This window comes from Bradyrhizobium sp. CCGE-LA001, assembly GCF_000296215.2.
GTDB lineage: Bacteria > Pseudomonadota > Alphaproteobacteria > Rhizobiales > Xanthobacteraceae > Bradyrhizobium.
Genome location: NZ_CP013949.1, coordinates 4907535 through 4929363, shown reverse-complemented (window position 1 = coordinate 4929363; position 21829 = coordinate 4907535). Strand labels below are relative to the sequence as shown.

Annotated in this window: 18 protein-coding genes and 1 tRNA gene; 6 read left to right on the top strand and 13 right to left on the bottom strand. The window is 62.5% G+C overall.

Annotated elements, in window-relative coordinates; genetic code table 11:
- Positions 1-100 precede the first annotated feature (100 nt).
- Entirely contained in the window at positions 101-1159 is a 1059-nt protein-coding gene (locus BCCGELA001_RS22990; RefSeq protein WP_008549490.1) for a phosphotransferase family protein, read from the top strand.
- Between the two features lie 465 nt (positions 1160-1624).
- On the top strand, positions 1625-3409 hold the full coding sequence (locus BCCGELA001_RS22985; protein WP_083543376.1) for a methyl-accepting chemotaxis protein: 1785 nt from the start codon (positions 1625-1627) through the stop codon (positions 3407-3409).
- Between the two features lie 88 nt (positions 3410-3497).
- Here BCCGELA001_RS22985 and argE read toward each other — a convergent pair whose 3' ends face one another.
- A complete protein-coding gene (gene argE, locus BCCGELA001_RS22980; protein WP_060736386.1) occupies positions 3498-4697 on the bottom strand; it encodes an acetylornithine deacetylase in 1200 nt (399 codons plus the stop codon).
- 1045 nt (positions 4698-5742) lie between these two features.
- Positions 5743-6528 carry an SDR family NAD(P)-dependent oxidoreductase gene (locus tag BCCGELA001_RS22975; RefSeq protein ID WP_008549480.1) on the bottom strand — a complete coding sequence of 262 codons (786 nt, stop codon included), beginning with the start codon at positions 6526-6528 and terminating at the stop codon, positions 5743-5745.
- Positions 6529-6661: 133 nt separating this feature from the next.
- On the opposite strand from BCCGELA001_RS22975, the gene BCCGELA001_RS22970 reads away from it, so the two are divergent.
- Both BCCGELA001_RS22970 and BCCGELA001_RS22965 read left to right on the top strand, forming a co-directional pair.
- The gene (locus BCCGELA001_RS22970) at positions 6662-7360 is read left to right on the top strand and encodes a histidine phosphatase family protein (protein ID WP_008549478.1); all 699 of its coding nucleotides are present in this window, start codon (positions 6662-6664) and stop codon (positions 7358-7360) included.
- Positions 7361-7441: 81 nt separating this feature from the next.
- Positions 7442-8209: an SDR family NAD(P)-dependent oxidoreductase gene (locus tag BCCGELA001_RS22965; protein WP_008549476.1), complete on the top strand. Its 768-nt coding sequence runs from the start codon at positions 7442-7444 to the stop codon at positions 8207-8209.
- 148 nt (positions 8210-8357) lie between these two features.
- Here BCCGELA001_RS22965 and BCCGELA001_RS22960 read toward each other — a convergent pair whose 3' ends face one another.
- Complete coding sequence (locus BCCGELA001_RS22960; protein ID WP_060736385.1) at positions 8358-9593, bottom strand: serine hydrolase domain-containing protein; 1236 nt, start codon at positions 9591-9593, stop codon at positions 8358-8360.
- A gap of 150 nt (positions 9594-9743) precedes the next feature.
- On the opposite strand from BCCGELA001_RS22960, the gene BCCGELA001_RS22955 reads away from it, so the two are divergent.
- A tRNA-Trp gene (locus BCCGELA001_RS22955) sits at positions 9744-9819 on the top strand.
- A 95-nt stretch (positions 9820-9914) separates the two neighbouring features.
- Here BCCGELA001_RS22955 and BCCGELA001_RS22950 read toward each other — a convergent pair.
- The 3 genes from BCCGELA001_RS22950 to BCCGELA001_RS22940 all read right to left on the bottom strand — a co-directional run bounded on the left by BCCGELA001_RS22950 (position 9915) and on the right by BCCGELA001_RS22940 (position 11839).
- Positions 9915-10676, bottom strand: coding sequence for a glycosyltransferase family 2 protein (locus BCCGELA001_RS22950; protein ID WP_060736384.1), 762 nt, complete (start codon positions 10674-10676; stop codon positions 9915-9917).
- 141 nt (positions 10677-10817) lie between these two features.
- Complete coding sequence (locus BCCGELA001_RS22945; protein ID WP_236840734.1) at positions 10818-11306, bottom strand: hypothetical protein; 489 nt, start codon at positions 11304-11306, stop codon at positions 10818-10820.
- A 26-nt stretch (positions 11307-11332) separates the two neighbouring features.
- A complete protein-coding gene (locus tag BCCGELA001_RS22940; RefSeq protein ID WP_008549472.1) occupies positions 11333-11839 on the bottom strand; it encodes a hypothetical protein in 507 nt (168 codons plus the stop codon).
- Between the two features lie 133 nt (positions 11840-11972).
- Here BCCGELA001_RS22940 and BCCGELA001_RS22935 point away from each other — a divergent pair, with 133 nt between their 5' ends.
- The gene (locus tag BCCGELA001_RS22935; protein WP_060736383.1) at positions 11973-13667 is read left to right on the top strand and encodes a hypothetical protein; all 1695 of its coding nucleotides are present in this window, start codon (positions 11973-11975) and stop codon (positions 13665-13667) included.
- On the opposite strand, the gene BCCGELA001_RS22930 is transcribed toward BCCGELA001_RS22935, so the two are convergent.
- The 7 genes from BCCGELA001_RS22930 to BCCGELA001_RS22900 form a co-directional block, all read right to left on the bottom strand.
- Positions 13657-14691 (bottom strand): Gfo/Idh/MocA family protein, encoded by a 1035-nt coding sequence (locus BCCGELA001_RS22930; protein ID WP_060736382.1) that lies wholly within the window; start codon positions 14689-14691, stop codon positions 13657-13659. The genes BCCGELA001_RS22935 and BCCGELA001_RS22930 overlap by 11 nt on opposite strands.
- 3 nt (positions 14692-14694) lie before the next feature.
- Positions 14695-15900: a class I SAM-dependent methyltransferase gene (locus BCCGELA001_RS22925; RefSeq protein ID WP_008549467.1), complete on the bottom strand. Its 1206-nt coding sequence runs from the start codon at positions 15898-15900 to the stop codon at positions 14695-14697.
- A complete protein-coding gene (locus BCCGELA001_RS22920; protein ID WP_008549466.1) occupies positions 15893-17110 on the bottom strand; it encodes a class I SAM-dependent methyltransferase in 1218 nt (405 codons plus the stop codon). Before BCCGELA001_RS22920 ends, BCCGELA001_RS22925 begins: the two co-directional genes overlap by 8 nt.
- 179 nt (positions 17111-17289) lie before the next feature.
- On the bottom strand, positions 17290-19566 hold the full coding sequence (locus BCCGELA001_RS22915; RefSeq protein WP_236840733.1) for a hypothetical protein: 2277 nt from the start codon (positions 19564-19566) through the stop codon (positions 17290-17292).
- A 2-nt stretch (positions 19567-19568) separates the two neighbouring features.
- On the bottom strand, positions 19569-20546 hold the full coding sequence (locus BCCGELA001_RS22910) for a lysylphosphatidylglycerol synthase transmembrane domain-containing protein (protein WP_008549455.1): 978 nt from the start codon (positions 20544-20546) through the stop codon (positions 19569-19571).
- 63 nt (positions 20547-20609) lie between these two features.
- Entirely contained in the window at positions 20610-21185 is a 576-nt protein-coding gene (locus BCCGELA001_RS22905) for a WbuC family cupin fold metalloprotein (protein WP_060736381.1), read from the bottom strand.
- On the bottom strand, positions 21163-21828 hold the full coding sequence (locus BCCGELA001_RS22900; RefSeq protein WP_060737784.1) for a class I SAM-dependent methyltransferase: 666 nt from the start codon (positions 21826-21828) through the stop codon (positions 21163-21165). The genes BCCGELA001_RS22905 and BCCGELA001_RS22900 overlap by 23 nt, the downstream gene beginning before the upstream one ends.
- Between the last annotated feature and the right edge of the window lies 1 nt (position 21829).

Below are 21829 nucleotides of genomic sequence, written 5' to 3'. Positions count from 1 at the left end.
AGGGCGTGATCCGGTGACCGCTTGACGCAAGTGCGTCAGCGGTTACCGATTAGGATCATGCTCGACCTGAAATGGTCAGGACTGAAGAGGGAGCGTCACCGTGGCTGACGGCGTCAGGAAAGACGAAGAGTTCTCGGGCACCAAACCGGTCGAAGAGCGGCATCGCTTCGACGAGCTGCGGCTTGAGGCCTGGATGCGCGAGAACGTCGAAGGCTATGAGGGCCCGCTGGTCGTCCTCCAGTTCAAGGGCGGCCAGTCCAACCCGACCTATCGGCTGAACACGCCGAACCGCTCCTACGTGATGCGCCGCAAGCCGTTCGGCAAATTGCTGCCGTCCGCGCACGCGGTCGATCGCGAATACCGCGTCATCGCAGCCCTTGGAAAGCAGGGCTTTCCGGTCGCACGCGCCTACGCGCTGTGCCAGGACGACGGCGTCATTGGCGCCGCCTTCTACATCATGTCGATGGAGGAGGGCCGGGTGTTCTGGGATCCGGCGCTGCCGAGCCAGGATGCCGATGCGCGCCGCAAGATCTTCACCAGCAAGATCGAGACGCTGGCGAAGCTCCATATGTTCGATCCTGTCGCGATCGGCCTCGGCGACTTCGGCAAGCCCGGCAACTATTTTGCGCGGCAGATCGACCGCTGGACCAAGCAATACCGGGCGTCCGAAACCCAGCACATTCCTGAGTTCGAGAAGGTCGCCGAATGGCTGCCCAAGACCGTGCCCGAGCAGGCGCGCGTCTCGATCGTTCATGGTGACTATCGCCTCGACAATATGATTTTCCACGCGACGGAACCGCGCGTGCAGGCCGTGCTGGACTGGGAGCTCTCGACGCTCGGCGATCCCATGGCCGACTTCACCTATCTGCTGATGCAGTGGATCATGCCTGGCCTCGATGGCGTCGACCTCAAGGCGCTCAACATCCCGAGCCTGGAAGAGGCGGCGCAGATCTACTGCAACGTCACCAAGATGACCGTGCCGGATCTCAACTGGTACTTCGCCTACAACCTCTTCCGCCTCGCCGGCATCACGCAAGGTATCGCCGGTCGCGTCCGCGACGGCACCGCCGCCAACGCCAAAGCGCTGGAGTCAGCCAAGCGCACCGTGCCGCTGTCGAAGGCGTCCTGGGAATACGCGCAGAAGGCGGGCGCGGTGTAAGAGAACAAGGCGCGCCGATGGCCGCGCCTTTTTCGATTGTGTCAATCCCCGTCCCACACACTCGGTGTCATTGCCCGCGAAAGCGGGCAATCCAGTATTCCGGAGACAGGAATGCTCGAACCGAGAAGCCGCGGCGTACTGGATGCCCCGGTCAAGCCGGGGCATGACACCGAGGCGAGCTTGTTCCAGCGTCAGCGCGAGCGAAGCCATCGGAATATTCCTATAACGACGGTCGGGAGTACGCGTCGTCTCGCGCCTGGCGATTTGCGCGCCACACGTGCGCAACTCTTTCGAGGCGAACGCGTTCGCCCCCAAGGTTGTTGTGCGCGAGGCACTCGGCTTATGCGGAAGAATTCGGCTTAACATTTGTTACAAGCTCCTACGAAGAAGTACGGAGCTCAAATTTTACCGACCATAAAGCGTGTCTTTCTAGTTTTTCCCGATTGAGGAAAGCTGGAGGCGCCGATGCCGACGATCAGAACGACGTTCATCATTCTAAGTAGCATTTCAGTGCTTGCTGGAATGACGACGGCCGTGTCGATCATGAAATCGCGCGGCGCATCGGCGGACGAAGCGGCCGCCTATGACAATCGCTACCGCTCCTACCTGCTGGCCGACGAACTCCGCCAGAGCTCCGATGATCTCACCCGCCTCGGCCGGACCTACGTCGTGACCGGCGATGCCGCTTACAAGGCGCAATACCTCGATATCCTCAGCATCCGCAACGGCGAAAAGCCGCGACCGCAAGCCTATCACCGCATCTATTGGGACTTCGTCGCGGGCGGGACGGCGAAGCCGCGCCCGGATGCGGAGACCGTTGCACTCTCGGCGTTGATGAAGCGGCAGGGCTTCGCCGACGGCGAATTCAAGCAACTCGAACAGGCACAGAAGAATTCGGACGGCCTCGTGAATCTCGAAGTCGAAGCGATGAACCTGGTTGAGGGCAAGGACAAGAACGGCAACCCGCTTGCGGCGCCGGATCGCGCGCGCGCGATCGAGCTGCTGCATTCAAAGACTTATCATCAGTACAAGTCGCAGATCATGGAGCCGATCGATCGCTTCTTCGTGATGCTGGACGAGCGAACCCAGGCGAGTATCGATGATGCGTCGTCGCGCGCCGCGCTGTGGCGAACAGCTTCGCTGGCCTCGATCGGGCTGTTGGTGATCTCCGTCCTGATGCTCTGCGCCTACATGTACCGCTTCGTGGTCCGCAGCCTGTCGAAAATCGAGAGCACGACCAGGACGTTGGCGGCCGGCAATCTGGATGTTGCGATCGAGGAGACCGAGCGTAGCGATGAGATCGGCATCATCGCGCAATCGATGGTGGAGTTCCGCGATGGGCTGAAGCGCGCCAGGGCCTTGCAGGGCGCGGAAGAGGCCGAGCGCGCCGCTAAGGATCGCCGGGCGAATCTGCTCGACAGTCTCGTCAAGCGTTTCGAACAGACGATGCAACAGATCGTCGGCAGTGTCAGCACCGCTTCGTCCGAGCTGGAGACAACCGCCAGCACGCTGACCAAAACGGCCGAACACACCCAGGAGCTGGCGGCCGTGGTGACCGGCGCGTCGGAGAATGCCTCGACCAACGTCCAGTCGGTGGCCTCGGCGACGGACGAACTCACCGCCTCGATCCACGAGATCAGCCGGCAGATGCAAGAATCGACCAGGATCGCGGCTGCGGCCGTCGAACAGGCTCGTGCAACCGACGACCGCATCAATGCGCTATCCGATGCCGCGAACCGGATCGGCGACGTGATCAAGTTGATCACCACCATCGCTGAGCAGACCAATCTGCTGGCGCTCAACGCGACCATCGAAGCCGCCCGGGCTGGGGACGCCGGTCGAGGCTTCGCGGTGGTCGCGCAGGAGGTCAAGGAACTTGCTGCCCAGACCGCAAAGGCGACGGGTGAGATCGGCGGCCAGATCACGTCGATTCAGAGTGCAACCAACGATTCAGTCGTCGCGATCAAGCAGATCGGCGACACCATCTCGCAGATATCTGGCATCGCCACGACGATCGCAGCTGCGGTCGAGCAGCAGGGCGCAGCTACCACCGAGATCGCCCGCAATGTGCAGAAGGCATCGGATGGCACCCGCGAGGTCTCCGGCAGCATCACCAAGGTCAATGCTGGCGCGCAGAAGACCGGCGCGGCGTCATCGCAGGTCCTGGCCTCGGCCAAATCGCTGGCCACCGAGAGCAGCAGGCTGCAGGACGAAGTCGCGCAATTCCTCAGCGAGGTCCGCGCGGCTTAGCTTTCGCAGTCGAGCAGCTCCTGCAGGGTGGGCAAGAGCGCGTAGCGCTGTGCCCACCATCTGTCTGCCGTTGCGGTGAATGGCGGGCTTACCCCTTACGCCGCGTCGCCAAAGAATCACACTTCGCACAATGCGCGATCAGCCGCTCCACGAATCCCGCGCACTTCTCCAGCTCCGCCATCTCCACGAATTCGTCCGGCGTATGCGCCTGTGCGATCGATCCCGGTCCGATCACGACGGATGGAATGTCGGCGATGTCGGCGAACAGGCTCGCTTCGGTGCCGAAGGCGACCTTGGCGTGGTCATTGCGTCCCGCAAGGCTCTTGGCGAGCGTGACGATCGCAGCGTCGGCGGCAGTGTCCAGCGCGGGATAGTCCAGGATCTCCTCGAAATCGATGCCGCATTCAGCGTGCTTCGCCTTCATTGCCGGCTCGAGCTCGGCCTTGGCCCAGGCGACGATCGCATCGGTGACCTCACGCGATTCCGTGATCCCGATGCCGCGGCATTCGAATTCAACCGTGCAGGTGTCGGGCACGATATTGAGCGCTGCGCCACCGTGCACGATGCTGGTGAGCAGCGTCGAGTGCGGAACGTCGTACAGGCTGTCGCTCGATCGCACGGCGGCGAGCTTCACGGCACGGCGGCGGATCTCGGTGATCAACTCGGCGGCATATTCGATCGCGTTGACGCCGTCCGGCGCGATCGAGGAGTGGCGGGCGAGGCCGTGGAATGTGGCGCGGACGCCGTGCTTGCCCTTGTGGCCAATGATGACCTGCATCTGGGTCGGCTCGCCGATGAAAGCGCCGAGCGGCCTGACCTTCTTCTTCGTGATCTCGCGCAGCATCGGCCGCACGCCGACGCAGCCGATCTCCTCGTCATAGGAGATCGCCAGATGAATCGGTGTTGCGAGCTTTGCCTCCAGCATCTCCGGCACCATCGCAAGGCAGACTGCGACGAAGCCCTTCATGTCGGTGGTGCCGCGGCCGTAGAGCTTGCCGTCGCGTTCGATCAGCTTGAACGGATCGTGGCTCCAGTCCTGCCCGACCACGGGCACGACGTCGGTGTGGCCTGACAGGACAAGACCCGGTCGGTCGGCCGGTCCGATCGTGACCCACAATGAGGCCTTCTCGCCGGTCTCATCGACGATGCGCTCGCCCTTGATGCCGAACGCGGCGAGGTAACTTTCGATATGGGCGATCAGGGGCAGGTTGCTGCGGTCGCTGACGGTGTCGAAGCCGACGAGGTCGGCGAGAAGGCGGCGGATGCGATCGGGTCTTGGGTTCTGCATTTTCAGGATCTAGTCAGGGGAATGGAAGCTGAAGGGCTTGCATGAACCATACCAACGGGATGGCGGGATGGGCAAATCAACACGACACTGGCCGTAGCCCGGGTGAGCGACTTGTCCGCCGTAGCTCAACGAGCGAAGGCGGAAGCGACACCCGGGACGGTGCCGACGGAAATCCCGGATGTCGCTGCGCTCATCCGGGCTACCAGGCCTTGCGTTGCCCGTCGGGCAAAACACGCGAGCCCTAGGTCAACGCACGCCGCCAAAATATTCCACTTTACCGAAATTCGGAAACGGCGTACGTATCGCCGCAACCCGGCCCAACGAAGAGGGGCGTATCGCGATCGTCACGAACGCGGGCCCGGCGGCGGTGGACGTGGGTCACACCGGCGCGAAAAGCTTCGCAGGGCGGGCAACCGTGAGCGAACGCGTCGCGTCAACGACGGGTGCGGTTCGCGTACGGTAAAATCGTGTCGTCCTGGCGCCCGGGGTCTGTGCGCCAAGTCTTGCGGTGATGTGGCGGCCCAACCGGGCGCGCGCATCAGCCATCTGCAAGGCGACGGGGGCAATAGTGCATCGCTCCCCGGGGAGAACACGACATAAGCCGTAAACCCACTGCGCAGGGAAGGCCGGCTGCTTGGCTTCACCTGTATGCCGCTGTGCAATCTTGTAAAGCACACGCTTTCGCACAGTGGACCGTGGGTGCCCGGCCGGCACCCGGTCTTCCCTGCGCCCTTTTCAATCGAGGGTGAGGCACCGACGCAAAGCTCGGGCGAGATCAGCCGCGAGGCTGCAAAGGTGTGTCTGCAATGAAGATGCGAGTTACAGAAGGGGACTACGATGCTCTTTGCGCCGTCATTGCGAGCGCAGCGAAGCAATCCAGACTGTCACCGCGGAAGGATTCTGGATTGCTTCGCTGCGCTCGCAATGACGATTTTGAAACAGTATCGGCCAAACCGATCTCATGCCGCGGTGAGTCCTGCGGTCTCCTGCGTCCCGGCTCTGCGCCGCACCGCTTGCGCGCTGCAGCGCGTCCGGGACACGAGAGCTACACCGGCTTGCCGGTATACGGCATCGACGCGGTGAGGCCACCGTCGACCGGGAACGCCTGGCCGTTCACATACGAGGCCTCGTCGCTCGCCAAAAACAGTCCCATCGCGGCGAGCTCGTGCGGCTGGCCGGGGCGCTTGAGCGGGTTGAGCTGGCCGATCTTGTCCTGGGTGCCGCGCTCCTTGGCGCGATCGAAGATCGGCTTGGTCATGCCGGTCTCGATCAGGCCGGGGCACACCGCGTTGATGCGCACGCCGGTTCCGGTGAGCGAATAGGCCGTGGTCTGCACCAGGCTGATCACGCCGGCCTTGCTTGCTGCGTAGGGATGTCCGCTGGCACCGGCCTTGAGGCCCGCGACGGACGCCGTCAGCACGATCGCTCCGGACTGTTGCTTGACCATGTGCGGCATGGCGTATTTTACCGCGAGGAACGGTCCGATCAGATTAACGCGCAGAATCTCCTGCCAGTGCTCCACGGTCTGCTCGGCAAGCGGAACGAGCCCGCCGGAGACGCCGGCATTGGCCCAGATCACGTCGAGCCGGCCATGCGCCTTCACGGCCTTGTCGATCACGGCGATGACGTCCTGCTCGGAGCCCGCATCCGCCACCATGGCTTCCGCGACGCCGCCGGCGGACTTGATTTCCGCGACGGTCTCCTTCACCGCCTCGGTGCGATCGACCGCGATCAGTTTTGCGCCTTCCCGGGTGAACAACAGTGCGGCGGCGCGACCGATGCCGCTGCCGGCGCCGGTGATGATGACGGATTTGCCTTGCAGGCGGCCCATGCGCTTCTCCCTTTGCTTCGTGCGCGGCCCTTGCCGCGCGACGGAATTTCAAACAAGATTTCAAACGGTAAAGTGTCTTGAGACACGTTCACACCTGACGTACAGCGACATCACACGGGATGGAAGGGTTTCGATGGCAGGCGCAGACAAGCCGAAGGTGGTCACGACGCGGTGGTGGTGGGTGCGGCACGCGCCGGTGCGCAATGACGGCGGCAACATCTACGGACAGTCCGACATCGCGTGCGACACCAGTGATACCTATGTGTTCAATGCCGTTGCCAAGGTGCTGCCACGCAAGGCGGTCTGGTATTCGAGCAACCTGATGCGCACGCACCAGACCGCCGAGGCGATCTGGGCAACCGGCTTCCCGCGGCCCGCGTCAATGAAATGGGAAGCGGATCTCGCCGAACAGAATCTCGGCCGCTGGCAGGGTATGAACCGCGCCGCGTTCATCGCGAGCCGCCCGGTCGGCACGAGTTGGTTCGCCGACATCAACGAGCCCGCGCCCGGCGGCGAGAGCTTCATGGATCTCTACAACCGCACGCGCCGTACCATCGAGCGGATCAACGCCGAGGCGGCTGGCCAGGACATCATCGCCGTCGCTCATGGCGGCACCATCAAGGCCGCCGTCGGGCTTGCGCTCGGTGACCTGCCGGAGCAGGGGCTCGCATTCGACATCGACAACGTGTCGGTGACGCGGCTCGATCATTTCGCAAGTCCCGAGCGTACCGTCTGGCGGCTGCCGATGGTGAACCAGCAGCCGTGGATCGCCGACGACGCGCATGCGGCAATGCATCAGCCGGCGGGACCTGAAGTCAAGAAGCTGGCGTGAGTAAGCCGTCTTCCGGGTTCGATGCTTCGCATCGCTCCGGAATGACATCAAAATACGAAGTTCATACTCTGGGAGAGAAACATGACCTTGTTCGACATGAAGGGGAAAGTCGCCGTCATCACCGGCTCGACGCGCGGCATCGGGTTAGCGATTGCCGAGCGCATGGCCGAGCACGGCGCCAAGGTGGTGATCTCCTCGCGCAAGGCCGACGTCTGCGAGCAGGTGGCCAAGGGCATCAATGACAAATACGGCAAGGGCACGGCGGTCGCGATCGCCGCCAACATCTCCTCGAAGGAGAACCTGCAAAACCTGGTCGACGAGAGCAACCGCGCCTTCGGCAAGATCGACGTTTTGGTCTGCAATGCCGCATCGAACCCGTATTACGGCCCGCTCGCCGGCATCTCCGACGACCAGTTCAGGAAGATCCTGGATAACAACATCGTCGCCAACAACTGGCTGATCTCGATGGTGGTGCCGCAGATGATCGAGCGCAAGGACGGCTCGATCATCATCGTCTCGTCGATCGGCGGCCTCAAGGGCTCGACCATCCTCGGCGCTTACGCGATCTCGAAGGCCGCCGACATGCAGCTCGCGCGCAACCTCGCTTGCGAATACGGCAAGGACAACATCCGCGTGAACTGCATCGCGCCCGGCCTGATCAAGACCGATTTCGCAAAGGCGCTGTGGGACAATCCGGAGAATTTGAAGGCCTCGACCTCCCGCTCGCCGCTCCTGCGCATCGGCATCCCCGACGAGATCGCGGGCGCTGCCGTGTTCCTGGGATCGAAGGCCGGCGACTTCATGACCGGCCAGACCATGGTGATCGACGGCGGCGCGACGATCAGTTGATCTCCCGTGTCCCGGACGCAGTGCGGTGCGCAGTACCGCACTGCAGAGCCGGGACCCAACAGAAAGCCGAGAACGAGATCGTAGATGCATGGGCCCCGGCTCTGCGCAGCAACGCTAAGGGCGTTGCAGCGCGTCCGGGGCACACAGGTCACTCCACCGCCGCGTACACCAGATCCCTAACCAGCGTGCGCGTGTAGTCGCGCTGCCCAGGGCCCTGGCTCATGAACACCGCGAACAAATCCTCCTTCGGGTCGATCCAGAAGAACGTGCCGGCGATGCCGCTCCAGAAATACTGGCCGACGCTGCCGGGGAAGGGCGCGATGCCGGCTTCCCGGCGTACCGCAAAGCCGAGACCAAAGCCGTGGCCGGGCGACAGCAGCGTGCCGTTGGTCACGACGTGCGGCCCGAGATGGTCGGCTGCCATCAGCTCCAGAGTCTTGCGGCCGATGATCCTGTTGCCGTCGAGTGTGCCGCCATTGCGCAGCATCACGCAGAAGCGGGCATAGTCCATCGTGGTCGAGACCAGTCCGCCGCCGCCGGATTCCATCACCGGCTGCTCGAGCATGTTGAAGAGCGCGACCTTGTCGCCGGTCCAGGGATCGGCCGCGAACGGCTCGGCGAGCCTCTTGGCATTGGCCTCGGACGTGGCAAAGCCGGTCTCGGTCATCTGCAGGGGCGCGAGGATGCGATCGGAGAGGAACGCGCCGAGCGATTTGCCGCTGACGACCTCGATGATGCGGCCGAGGATGTCGGTGGAGCGGCTGTAATTGAACTCGTCGCCGGGATGGCAGACCAGCGGGAAGCTCGCCACCAGCGCAGCGTGCTCGGCATTGGTGATCTTGCGGCTGCGGACGCGGGACTCCTGGTAGAGCTTGTGCACGGGGCCGTCGCCCTGATGCTCATAGGTGAGGCCGGAGGTGTGGCGGAGCAGGTCCTGCACCGTCATCGGCCGCTTGGGCGGAACCAGCTCCAGCTTGCCGCTGCTGACCACGCCGACCTTCTGGTCGGCGAACTCCGGAATGAACTTGGCAACCGCGTCGCTGAGGAGCAGGTGGCCGTCCTCGACCAGGGCCATGATGCCGACCGACACGATCGGCTTGGTCATCGAGAACACCCGGAAGATCGAGTCGCGCGCCATCGGCGCAGCGGATGCCGGGCTCTGTCGGCCCAGCGCCTCGAACCAGCCGATCTGGCCCCGGCGGGCGACCAGCACGGTGACGCCGGGAACGGTTCCCTTGTCGATCTCGCGCTTGAAGGCATCCGACATGGCCTGGAGGCGGGACTGCGACAGCCCGAGCGTCTCGGGGCGCGCTTCCGGCAGGGGAGGGGTATGGGGGGCGATTGTGCCCTGCGGGGCGGCTGGAGCGGTCGCTGTGGTGGTCATGGGCACTCCCGGTTGCTCTTGATTATCGGGAACGGACTGTGGCCCAAAAACCCCGGTACAAACAAGCGAAGCCGGCGCGGTTCACCCTTGCAAACCGGCCGTCCCCTGTGCTTGAAAGCGGCCCTGATCCCAAGGCGACGCGGGGTCTGTAGGAGTGTAGCTCAATTGGTAGAGCACCGGTCTCCAAAACCGGGGGTCGCAGGTTCGAGCCCTGCCACTCCTGCCAGCGAAATCAACCACTTAGTTTATACGCTGACGGGATAGGGACACGCGTCCCCGTTTTGCGAATCGCAATGTGCCGGCCGAGCAGGTGTAGACGGTTCAGCGCGCCGGGGTCCGCTGGGTGTCGGCGGGGACTTGGCTGAGATCGACGTCGCGGATGGGAACGCGGCGGAGCAGCGAGAGGATCGTGCCTCCGAGCTCGAAATAGGTCCGCAGCCGCAGCGCACGGGACGATCCCTTGAGCTCCGCGTTCAGGCTGACCGGCACCTGCACGTGGGTGAGGCCGAGCTGGAGCAGCGAGATCAACGCGCAGATCTGATAGCCGTAGCCGTCGGCCTTGACCGCGATCTGGCGCAGCCATTTGACGGGGTAGACGATCATGCTGTGATAGTCGGACAGCCAGAAGCCGAACAGGCAATTCAGGATCAGTCGTAGCGAATGTGATTGGAGCGAGCGGTTGACCGAGCGGTCCGACTGGTTGTCGCGATAGGTGATGACGAGGTCGGCCGCGCCTGCCGCCTTGAACATCCGGGCGATGCCTTCGTCTTGAAAAGCGTGGTCGCCCGGAATGAGCGTGATGGCGTCGAACTTGGCGCGCGACAGCGCATATTCGAAGCCGGCACCGACGCCTCGCCGTTCGGGGTTGTGATGCACGATGATGCGTGGCTCGTGGGCCGCGAACTCGTCCATGATCGCGCCGGTGGCGTCCGTGCTGCCGTCGTCGATCAGGAAGATCTCGAAATCATCGAGCAGCTCGCGCGCAAGCGGAAGCACGCCGCCGATGGTATCGGCGATCTTGTCCTGCTCGTTCAGCGCAGGAATGACGATCGTAAGCCTTTTTGGCGCCCTGGAAGGTGTCATCGCGTGCTGCCGTTGGCCGGCTACTCTTACTGTTGGAACCGTGGTCACAACTCTAAGTGATCTGGGCAGGGAGAACAATGCGGCACGCGCAGGTGATCCCCCGCAATCGACACGGAGTCGGCGAGTGTGTATTCCGGGCAACTAATCGGAAAAATCGTAGAGACTGGTGTCGCCGATACCAAAGGCGCGCCGCAGCCGTCCGACGCGGCCTGCCATGGTCCGGCCTGCTGCGGTCGCCACAAAGTTCGTGTCGACCCGCTCGACGAGGCCACCATCGACCAAGGCCTTGGTTCGTTCCCGGAACAGATCTGGAACCTGTCGTGCGACGATCTCGGCAAGCGGGGCACTCCGTTCCGGCCGGCCAACGAGGCTGAGCAGGATGCTCAGCGAAACCGATCTGTATACGGCGCCAAAGGCAAAAACATAGGCCATGACGCAAAATCCGAAAATCGACGCGGCGTCCCAGTACTGGAACTGCGGCACGACGAGAATGCCGAGCGCCACGCCGAAACCATGCGCAACGACCGCGGCGACCGCGAGCAGGACGACGGATGACAGTGGCCAGGCGAAAGCGCGGGCCATCAGCTGCAGGGCAGGGGACAGCACGGCGAAGGCGACGACGGCGGTCAATCCGACAACGTAGGACATCGTGCCACTCACCCAAGGCCCGTCGATAGACGAACCAGCTTGACCAGATGCGCGACCGCCACCCCCTTGGGGGTCGGCGCCAGCCTGGCATCTTCCGTCACCACCAACCCCGAACCGAACAGGAGCTTCAGACGATTGTGCGCGAACGTGCCGAGATCGCTGCCCTGCATGTAGGCTGCAGCCCATTGCTCCAAGGTGAGGGGACGTCCGGTCTTGACCAGCGCCGTGAGCAACGTCAGCGTAAAGCCCCAAGCCAGCAGGCTGAAGAGGATGTAGCAAAACATCATCGCTGTCGCTAACAGCAAGAGACCGCCGATCACGTCGTCGATATGGCGTTCACCGGGAAGTGCGATGCAGGCAACCGCAAAGAGAACGACGAGGCTGACGCAGCCGAGCCGAAAACGGCGGCCGGATCCGCCGGTGGCCGCGAGGCGCGCATAGCCCAGCAATAAAAGCGGGAAAGCGATGCTGAGGCCGATTGCAGCGGCCTGCGCCGGGCCGGGTAGCATGTTCATTGCGGAAAATCGTCCCTGACGCCTCTCGGGCTCAGCTAGTGAAGGTCTATAGGAGGTCGGATATTTCCGGTCAAGGGAAGCCTGCCATCCCGCTCTTGCAGCAGTCACGCGGCCGTGCGAGTCCTTGCCGGCGATGCCCTTCCTCACCCGTCCGAGCATGCCCCCCTTGTCGCGCGCGATAGCCGTTCTGCTCATGGCGTTGTTGGTCGCGCATGCACCGATGCTGCTGAACCACGGCCTCTTCATGGACGACTGGCTGGTGCTTAAGCCACGTCCGGAATATTTCATCGACATTAATTTCCTGCTGAACGGCGCCGGCCATCCGATCTTCTACAGCTACGACACGTTCGCGAACTGGACGGGCGCGCCGGTTGCCGTGATGGTGTCGATGGCCTTTGCCGGAATTCTCTTAGGCGCGACGTGTCTGATGCTGACGGCGACGCGGCTCGGCTTGCTCGATCGTGCTGAAGCGGCTGGCTTTGCCTTGATCGTCTGGACCTATCCCGGCTATCAACTTTGGGCGGGCAAGGCCAACGCAGTCTATGTCTTCAGCTTTGGGCTTTCGTTCGTCGGTGCATGGCTGCTGACGCTCGCCTTCGGCGCCCGCGGCCTGCGTCGCGCGCTCCTTCGGGTGGCTTGTGCGCTGGTGTTCTTGCTGAGCTTCGCGCTCAACTCGACGATCATGCTCTATGCTTTCGTGATGCTCGGTCTCTTCATCGCGGTGTGGCGGGGCGCAGACATTGCGCATGGGTTCGTTCGCCGCACGTGGCTCGCGGCCTGGCGCTCCGCTTTGAGCTATCCCGAACTGGTTGTGCTTCCTCTGGTCTACTGGGGCACGCTCAACATCTGGTTCAAACGGATCGGCGTGTACGCGCAGCACTACAACGCCCATTTCCCGACGCTCGCCGAATTGGCGAAGGGTTGGGGGGCGTTCGTCGTCGCCGGCTACAGGGACGTGCTGGCCCATGCAGTCCGAGCGGCGATCCAGCTCCCGGCGCTCTTCGTCATGGCTACGGTCCTCGTCGGCATTGTCGTGCTGCTGCTGCGTCCCGGTACAGAACCGAGCGCGTCCAGAAGCGGGAGGGCCTTGCCGCTGATCCTCGCCGCGGCCTTGTTCTTCGCATTGTCGTCACCCTATGTGATCGCCGGCCTGCGGCCCTCTTCCTCGCATTTTTACGAGAGCCGTCACCTGCTGATGTTCGGTGTGCCGTCGGCGCTGGCTCTGCTTGCATTGAAGCGGCACGCTCAACGTTGGGTCGGCTCCGGCACGGCCTTCGCAGTCGTTTTCGGATTGGGCATGATCGTGTCGGTTGGCCTGCTGTGGAACGACTACACCTTCCTGCAGGCGAGAATGCTGAAGCAAGAAGCCCTGACGCGTGACCTTGCCGGCCGGGCTCAGCCCCCGGCGATGGTCTATGCCGTCGATGACGGCTTTCAGAATTACCCGGCACGGTTCGTGCCGTTCGGCTTGGCCGAGGTCACCGGAATGTTGCGCCTCGCTTGGGGCAATCAGCCCTTTTTCGGTTTTACCCTGGTTGCCGAGCGGCCCACCATCCTTCAGGAGATGGAGGGATCGCGGACGTCTCCGGGAAGCGCATTCCATCACTTCGATCCGTCAGGGCCGCAAGCGACGATCTCGTTGCAGCCCGGCCCTGGAGCGGCATCGAACCAGACCTTGGTATGGAAGTACTATGCATGCCGGTTTCTTGCGCGCTGTGATGTCGCTGAGTTGCTCGACCAACTTGCAAAGGTCACGATCAAGGTGGGACCGATCGCCGGTATCATTCCGCTCGACGCTTCAGGAAAGGGCGCCGAGCCTAGCCGCTAGTCCTCCGCTTCCAGACTGCCTCCGCAAGCGCGATGTCTGTCACCGAATCCGCCCCGGAGGCCAGAGGTATCCGGCGTTCGACGACATCGGAGACAAAGGCGTCGGCTTGGCGCCGAAAAGCCCAGCTGGTTTCACGGATCAGCCGCCTGGAGTGACCGTCGTGATCGACAATGACCTCCGCCTCCTGCTCGGCAAACGGCGCGGGCAATTCGACGGTCACTGTGCCCCGCTCGAAATCGATCGTTAGTCCCTCGCGCCAGGTGCCCTCGGACCCGTTCACGAGATCCAGCGTGCATGCGATGCCGTCGAAGTCGAGAATGACGCGCGCGGCTCCCGATATCTCGACGGAGCTTTCGGCGATGATCGGCGAGGGGCCGAGCACGTAGCGGGCCAAATTAATGATATGGCTGAACACGTTCAGAAAGTTGTCGTAGCCGGGCCGCAACGTGCCCGGCATCCAGTCAGGACCATCCTGCCACAGCCTGAGCCCGTCCGGCCGGGTTTCGCCGGTCATGACGAAATTGTCCTGTGCTCGGCCGGTATCGCCTCCAAAGCACCAGCCGCGCGCGCGGACGATCCGACCGAGCGACTGGTCGGCACGAATGCGCGATAGCTCCGCTAGCGCGCGCGCCACGCCGGCGTCGTGACGCTTCATGTAACCGATGCTGTAAATGAGGCCCTGCCGCTGCGCAGCTTCGACCAGCGAAGCGGCCTGAACCGTCGTATAAGCCATCGGTTTCTCCGATAGCACGTGCCGGCCGCTGTTCAATGCGTCCAGCACGATCGGGCCGGTGGCGCGACGCTTCGTCACCACGACGACGGCGGACACCTCGCTATCCGCGAGCAGCTCCCGGTGCGTGCCGTAAACCCGTGGAACGCCGAACTTCCGCGCCGCGGCGGCGGCCAGATCGGGCCGCAGATCGGCGATCGCGACGACGCTGCAGGCGGGATTGGCAGCGAAATTGGCGAGGTGGCACATCTGGCCGACCATGCCGGTTCCGATAATGCCAATGCCTGGCCTCACTGGCTAGGCTCCCTCGAGGCGCTTCCGGATGACGAGGAAATGCGCCGGCTGACCCCAGGTGTTGATGAATGCTGGGTCGGACTGGGTGAGGGCGGTGACTGCGGATGCATCCCGCCGCCCGATTGCAACAAAAATACGATGGAAACTGTCGAGCGTTGCAATGATGGCGTCGATATCGGCAGCATCGTCGGCCAGAACGTCCGTCGTCCGGATCGTTTCTCGCAATAACGCCAGGCTGGAGATCACCCGCGGCAGGCAGTCGCCGAAGGGGTCGTCGATCATTCCGTCGACGTCGTGAACCAGCGCTTCGATCGACGCCGAAATCGCATCGACCGCTTCGATGTTGCCGACCAGATAGAGTTTGCGTCCGCCGAGGAAGCTGAGACGGCTGCGGCCGAGATGGCGTACTGCACGCCGCAGCTTCTCGTCGTCGGACAAGACCTTCTTGTGCCAGTAGACGTCGAGACTGTCGCGATACGCCGGCCACGCCGAGTGGACGTCGAAACCCTGCTCATGCGCTGCCGCGCACAAGGCGCCGGCGTCGAGGAAGTACCGGTGCCGGACGAAAGGATTTTCGAGCACGTCCATCAGCCAGGAATCGAAGCTGCGGGTGTGCGGAATGCTGTTCCATTTCGTCTCGAACAGCATCTTCGCCGTCTCCGGCGCAGGGCGGCCCGTCAATGCCTTGCCGGCCGCATGGATCGCCTTGAGCGCCAGCTCGAAGAAGCCGCCATAACGTTCGTAGTAGGAGACGACGGCGTAGCCGTCCGGATTGAGCAGCCGGTGAAAGATGCCGAGCCATTTTTTGCTCGGCTGAACCGTGTAGATGAATCCTTCGGCGTCGATGATGTCGAAGCGACGATCGCCGCGGAATCCTTCGACATCGGACAACGCGAGTTCGCGAAGACGCGCGGTCAAGCCAAAATGCGCGAAGTAGGCCTGGATTTTTTCGTGCGCGTGCCGGTTCGGTTCGGCGAGCGTCATGTTCGCGCCCCAGCCGGCAAACACCAAGGCATTCTCGCCGGAATCAGGACCGAATTCGAGCACTTCGGCATCGCGGAACAGCAACTGCGGAAGCATCAGCTTGTCCGAAAACAGCTCGCGCCTCTGGCCGGCATAGGCTCCGAGTTCGGCGGACGACTTGAAATTTCCGAACGTCGGCAGAACGTTCTGACGTTCGTAATAATTGAAGAGCTTGTCCTCAGCCATGCCGCGACCCTGCGGCCGCCTCAAGGCGATCGAGCTCGCTCCAGATGTCGGAGGGTGCGAAGATCGAGACAATGTGCAGCGGGCGCTTCACGCTGTCGCGCAGCCGGCTGCTGACCTTGGCTTCGTTCTCCTGGTTCACGGCCAGAAGACAGATCAGCGGATCCGACTTGCTTGCGAGGTCCTCGGGCGCGCGGATCGGAATGCCGGTACCGGGCAGGAACAGTCCCTGGCGCTCCTTCTGGTCGTCGACCGAGAGGTCGACCAGCTCCGCCAGCTCGTGGGCATTGGTGAAGGTGCAGGCGCGGCAGCCGGCGCCATAGATGGCGATCTCGGCGCCATTGGCACGAGCCTTGGCGAGGATCGGACGGAGGCGCGCGCCATACTCCCTGGCGCGCTGACCGAATTTCTCGCCGACGCCCGATGGTGCGGGCGGCGGCGTCACGTCGCGCGTGGCACGGCGGGCTGCGATGGCGAGGCTGCCGCCGCTGAAATTGTACTTCTTCACGGATACCGCTTCGAAGCCGTGGCGCGCCAGCAGCGCAAGCAGGGTCGGTTCGGTGAAATAGCTGACGTGCTCCTCCCAGAGAACGGAGAGGTCTCCAGCCGTCGAGCCGGGCGCGAAGTCGGGTACGTCGATGAACAGCAGCCCGTCGTCGCGCAGCGCGATTTTCACGCAGTCGAAGAAGTTCTCGAAATCGACGATGTGCTCCAGCACCTGGCGCGACACGACGAGGTCGAACTTGCCGGCCGCGGCGACCGCGTCGTGACACAGCGCCGGGCTGATCATGTCGGAATAGACCTTGATGCCGCGCTCGCGGGCGATCTTGCCCGACACGGGGTTGGGCTCCACGCCCACCAGCACCTTCGCGCCGCGCTCGCGCAGCTTGTCCATGAAGAGGCCGTCGTTGCATCCGATCTCGAACACCGACTGATGCTTCGAGAACTTCGCGATGGTGTCGAGCTCGTCGACCTGGTGCGGCTCTGGCTTCCAGCTGCTGAAATTGTAGTTGAATTGCCGATACAGGATATCTGGATCGATCGGCTTGACGATCTGCGGCAAGCCGCACTCGCCGCATGCCAGCACCTCGAACGGATACCGCTCCTCCTGCTCGTTCCGGCTATGCCGAAGCCGATGCGCAATCGGCATCAGTCCGAGGTCGATGACCGGTCGCAGGTCGGTCGAATGGCAGAGGCGGCAATGGTCGGTCACGGCTCTAACTCTTTGCAGGAAAGCGGAACATCGGCGTCCCGGGCAATACCCGGAGTTGTTTGAAGGCTATATAGCGCAACTGGCCCTGCCACAATTCTTATCTTAAGTTGCGCTGCCGGGCGAGAATCGCGACTTTCGAAGATGTCTCCGCTGACGTGGACGAGCTACCCTCAGAAGCCTCAGTAGCACCGGAACAGCTGTTCGAGAACCGTTAGATCTCCGCGCCTGCCATCCGGTGGCAGACGGTGTTTGATCACTTCAAATGGGTCTACGCCGTAGGCCTCTCGATAGATATCCTTCGATCTCGTCCTGAGCGCCGAGATCCCGTTTGCGGTCTCCGGGCTCAACGATTGATCGCCGTGCTTCCATGTCAACATCCAGTGCTCCGGGGTCTCGTGATGAATGGCAAACCGTTGCGCGAGTTCATCCCGTTGAAACAGATCGGAGAAACCGTTGAGCCAGAAGTCACAATTGCCCTTCTGAACGTAGAATAGCTTCACCCCCAGCGATCGAAGCGCGGCTTCTGCCGTGTCAGCATCCCCCAGCGCGATCTTCTTGAAATTGCGCGCCACATCGCTCTGATATGTGTGAATGATCTTGCCTCTCGTGAGCAGCGACGAGAAATAGCAGGGTACCATCGACCGGTAGCCGTTGAGGGCAAGAACCCGATCGGAATCGGTCGCTTGCTGCAGGTCGTCGCACCGCTTCCAGTTCACGGTGACGCGCGGCATTTGGTCGAGCGGACGTCCAGCCACAAAGAGCAAGGTGCCATCCGCCTGGAAGCTCCTCCATGGAATCGCATGAACGACGGAAGCGGACATCATCAAGAGGCTTAGGACGGCAATGTGCGGAGCGACGCGGCCGCTGAACCAGGTCGGTGCCAATCGCCACGCGATCGTCAGTGCCCAGAAGGCCATGGCAATGATGGTAACGGGGATCAGCGCGTTCACATGGATGGACAATCTTTGCAGACTCGGGATCTGGAGAGTTGAATCCAGGAACCTGACACTAGCTAGGTAAGCAAGAAGGATGAACCCCCCAGCGACCAAACCTGTCGGCATGGACCTGGAGAGCGGCGATCGGGCGGGGAACAACTTCGAGTCCGCGAGGGCGACAACCAAAGACGCCACTGTGAGAAGCGCAGCGGCCTTGACGATCGCCTTGACTTGTCCCGTTGACGATATCCATCCATTTCTGATGGAGAAGTCGCTTACTCCCAGCGATTGGGACAACACAAAGTAATCGAGGATGTCGAAGCTGCCGAATTGTGAAAAGCGATCCGTCGAAGCGACATGCCGGAAGATCGAATACGGATTGGTCGCGGGGATACCGAGATAGAAGTAGTTGATGGCGAAAGCCAGCATGCACCCGACGACCGCCCCGCCTCCAAGCGCAACGCTGGTGATGAGCCCGGATCGATCTCCTTGCAGCAGTTTTGTGAACGCTCCCAAGCCCGAAATCAGGACCAAATACGCCGTATAGAGCGGATAGGAGACTGTCAGGGCCAAGCCACAGATCCCGGCGCCCAAGTTGTCGCGGCCCTTGGGAGAGCGGGCGACAGCGAGCAGCGAATAGAAGAAGAATGCCGCGGTCTGCAGGTGATACTTCCCAAACTCCATGATGTGTAGGCCCGGCGCCCACGTGAGCCCAAGAAGGGCGATACCGAGCGCGATCGGTATTGCCATGCGGTCCCATTGGGGACCGAATATCTCCAGCGGTATGAGCATCCGAACGAACTCAAAGATTACCCCGCCGATTGCGACGAAATACAAGAATGAAATGATCTGGGTCACCTGGGGAGGCAGAAACGTTGCCATCAACAGATGAAGTCCGTTTCCGTGGCCGATCTCAAAATCAGAGAAGATTGGATTGTCGGCGGCAAGCCAAATGCTGTGGTTACGTGCTACTTCTGCCAGATAGGGCGCATAGAGCTGTTGAACGTCGGTCGACACGACGTCTGGCATTGCCGCGCGATCGAGAAAAACCATTCCCAAAGCCGCGAAGCCGACCAACGATATCGACAACAGTGCGTAGTTCGGCTTAGTTCGTTTCGGCATTCTGAAGCTGCGCGTATCCCACAACAGGATTGCCAGCAGGGACCCAAGAACAAGTTGCGGATACAGGATGGAAAATGCGCCGAGCGTCAGACCGACAAGTATGAGTGTCGATGCACCAACGAAGAACTCATCGATGCGTCGCGCGGCATCGTGCTTGACGAGGGAGAATGTAAGGCGCCCGGTAGCCATCACGATCCAGCCGAGATATGGCGTCAGGATTATCCAGGCGAGAACATAGAATCGCGTCGTCCATCCGCCCTCGAATATCAGCGCTCTGTACGTGCCGCTTCGGTTCAAGCACCAAATGGACAGAACGGCCGGGGCTAGGATGAGAGCGCGCCAGACCAGTTCTTCGGCGGTGCGGCGCAGCTTTGTTCGGGAGAAATCCATATATGCCATGACTAGACCGGTGCGGCGTCCGTCCGCTTGGCGACGGCCCTGGCCTGGTCTGCGCTGAAGTTGGCGCGCTCCGGAGCAACAAGCCACACCAGGCCGCCAAACAGCCCCACGATCAGGCCGCCGACGCCGAGCAGGACCGATATCGCGAGTGCCTTGTCGGACGCGATCCCGGCGAGGCCAAGTGCAGCAACCATCGCGCCTTCCCGCACCCCCCAACCGCCGATCGAGATCGGAACCGCGGACGACAGAACGACAAGCGGGACAAGAACGAACGCGTCAAGCGCGGAGAGTGGAGCGTCGAGGCCGATCGCAAGGACATAACAAGCTGCGATCGTGATCAGATGGATGATGATGGCGGCCGCGATCAATCGTGCTCGCCCTTCGGCCGCCAGCGGAGCCCTGACCAGCATCGCGAATTGCACGATCCGGGCAGGCAGAGCGGCGATCATGCGAGGCGGCCAGCGATTCAGCGTAACCAGGGCAACGAGGCCGAAACACGCAAATACAAGAACGATGATGATAGCGAAAAGGAGCGACTTGTCGCTGATGCGCGGCAGCAGGAACGGCATTCCCGCCAAGATGACCGCACCGAGCGCTAGCAGCGCCAGGAAGCGGTCGGCCACGACGCTGCCGATCGTTTGCGACCATTGCACGCCATGCCGCCGCAACATCCAGATCCGGACCGCGTCGCCCCCCGCCGGCAGCACTTGATTGAAAAACGTGCCGATGATGAGGATGCGCCAGCCTGCCAGCCAGTCCAAGGGCACGTCCATCGCACGCAGGATCAGGATCCAGCGATGACAGAGCGCAAAGGTCTGAGCAAACAGCAGCAGTACCGCTAGCGCCAGCATGTCCAGTTTGACGGCGAGAAGGTCGGCTTTCAGGGACGACAGGTCCTGACTGTGCAGGAGCAAGGCCAGGATGCCGATCGAGACGGCGAACTTGGCTAAAGTAACCAACGCTTTTGCCGGCGGCTTCATCGACTGGTCCGGTCCTCGATCATTCGCGGCGGAATCGTCAAGTGGAGTGATAACGCTCGAAGTCTATCTTTTCGCCAGATGCTCCGCAGCGAGCGTGCCAGTTTTTGCGACATAGGCTTGGACCGCGGCAGCGTCGCCGCCATCGGGGGCCCAGTCCGGAAATGCGGTGCGGGAGGGATCGAACGGGCCGGCGGTGGTCTCGTGAAACACCAGCCACTCCGAGGTGATCAGGATCGAGTGGAAGACCTTTTCGGGCATGCGGTAATAGCAAAGGCCGCCATGGCCGTAGGGCGCCATCTCGAGCACGTCGCGAATGCGGCCGTCATCCTCGAAGATCACGACCTGGGCGGTGCCCTCGATCAGGTGAAACGATTCAGGTTTGCCGAAATGCTTGTGGGGCCGGACATAGGCCTCGCGATGATGCACGATCAGCATCTCGTGCAGACCGGACGAGGGGTCCGCATGCGTGCACAACCGGCTGCGCAGCCGCGGGTTGCCGGCGGCGATGCGCTTCAGTTCCGCGATCGTGGCGTCGTCCGCCGTGACGATGTCGTCGTCCGAATAGTACACTTCCGGGTTCTGCGCGCGCAGCGAGGTCAGCCGGCGCAGACCGGCTTCATTCGAAGAAGATGAACCCATGGTCGCCCCGATAGCCGCATTTGTCGTAGATCCAGGCCCACGTCTCCGGACCATGGAAGCTCAGGCAGGTGAGCTGCCAGTAGAGGAGGTTGGCTTTCTCGCTTTCGTTGCGGAACGATTCCACCATCAGATATTTCGAGGCACCGCGCCCGACGCGCTCGATCTCCATCACGGCGCGGAAGACATCCTCGAGCGGAAGGTTGTGCAGCATGCCAAGCGAGACCACGAGGTCGAAACTGTGGTCGGCGTAGGGAAGCTCGACGGCGCTGCCGACCTTGAGCTGCGGCCGCACCTCCTCCTTGGCATTGGCGATGCCGTAGTCAGAGATGTCGATGCCGGCGATCCTGAGGTCGGGGACGAGCTGGGTGAATTCGTAAAGCAGGTAACCCTTGCCGCAGCCGACATCGAGCACGCTCATGCCGGGCTTGATGCCGTAGCGATCGATCAGGGTCTGGGCGAGCGGACGCCAGCGTCCGTCGTAGCGATAGCCGCCATAGCCATAGCGGCGGTCGCCGTCCCAATAATCGCGCCCCCATTGCCGTGCCACGGTGGCGGACTCGGCCTTGTCGTGCTCGACCACGCGCTGAACATAGTTGCGCTTGGTCGATGCGTGCATCGGCTGGAGAAGGTTGATCTCGGCCATG

Coding starts and splice junctions, on each gene's coding strand:
- BCCGELA001_RS22960 (WP_060736385.1), bottom strand. CDS start 9,593: ATGACCACCACAGCGACCGCTCCAGCCGCCCCGCAGGGCACAATCGCC.
- BCCGELA001_RS22910 (WP_008549455.1), bottom strand. CDS start 20,546: ATGAAGCCGCCGGCAAAAGCGTTGGTTACTTTAGCCAAGTTCGCCGTC.
- BCCGELA001_RS22915 (WP_236840733.1), bottom strand. CDS start 19,566: ATGGCATATATGGATTTCTCCCGAACAAAGCTGCGCCGCACCGCCGAA.
- BCCGELA001_RS22900 (WP_060737784.1), bottom strand. CDS start 21,828: ATGGCCGAGATCAACCTTCTCCAGCCGATGCACGCATCGACCAAGCGC.
- BCCGELA001_RS22935 (WP_060736383.1), top strand. CDS start 11,973: ATGCCCTTCCTCACCCGTCCGAGCATGCCCCCCTTGTCGCGCGCGATA.
- BCCGELA001_RS22965 (WP_008549476.1), top strand. CDS start 7,442: ATGACCTTGTTCGACATGAAGGGGAAAGTCGCCGTCATCACCGGCTCG.
- BCCGELA001_RS22985 (WP_083543376.1), top strand. CDS start 1,625: ATGCCGACGATCAGAACGACGTTCATCATTCTAAGTAGCATTTCAGTG.
- BCCGELA001_RS22970 (WP_008549478.1), top strand. CDS start 6,662: ATGGCAGGCGCAGACAAGCCGAAGGTGGTCACGACGCGGTGGTGGTGG.
- BCCGELA001_RS22925 (WP_008549467.1), bottom strand. CDS start 15,900: ATGGCTGAGGACAAGCTCTTCAATTATTACGAACGTCAGAACGTTCTG.
- BCCGELA001_RS22940 (WP_008549472.1), bottom strand. CDS start 11,839: ATGAACATGCTACCCGGCCCGGCGCAGGCCGCTGCAATCGGCCTCAGC.
- BCCGELA001_RS22905 (WP_060736381.1), bottom strand. CDS start 21,185: ATGGGTTCATCTTCTTCGAATGAAGCCGGTCTGCGCCGGCTGACCTCG.
- BCCGELA001_RS22950 (WP_060736384.1), bottom strand. CDS start 10,676: ATGACACCTTCCAGGGCGCCAAAAAGGCTTACGATCGTCATTCCTGCG.
- BCCGELA001_RS22975 (WP_008549480.1), bottom strand. CDS start 6,528: ATGGGCCGCCTGCAAGGCAAATCCGTCATCATCACCGGCGCCGGCAGC.
- argE (WP_060736386.1), bottom strand. CDS start 4,697: ATGCAGAACCCAAGACCCGATCGCATCCGCCGCCTTCTCGCCGACCTC.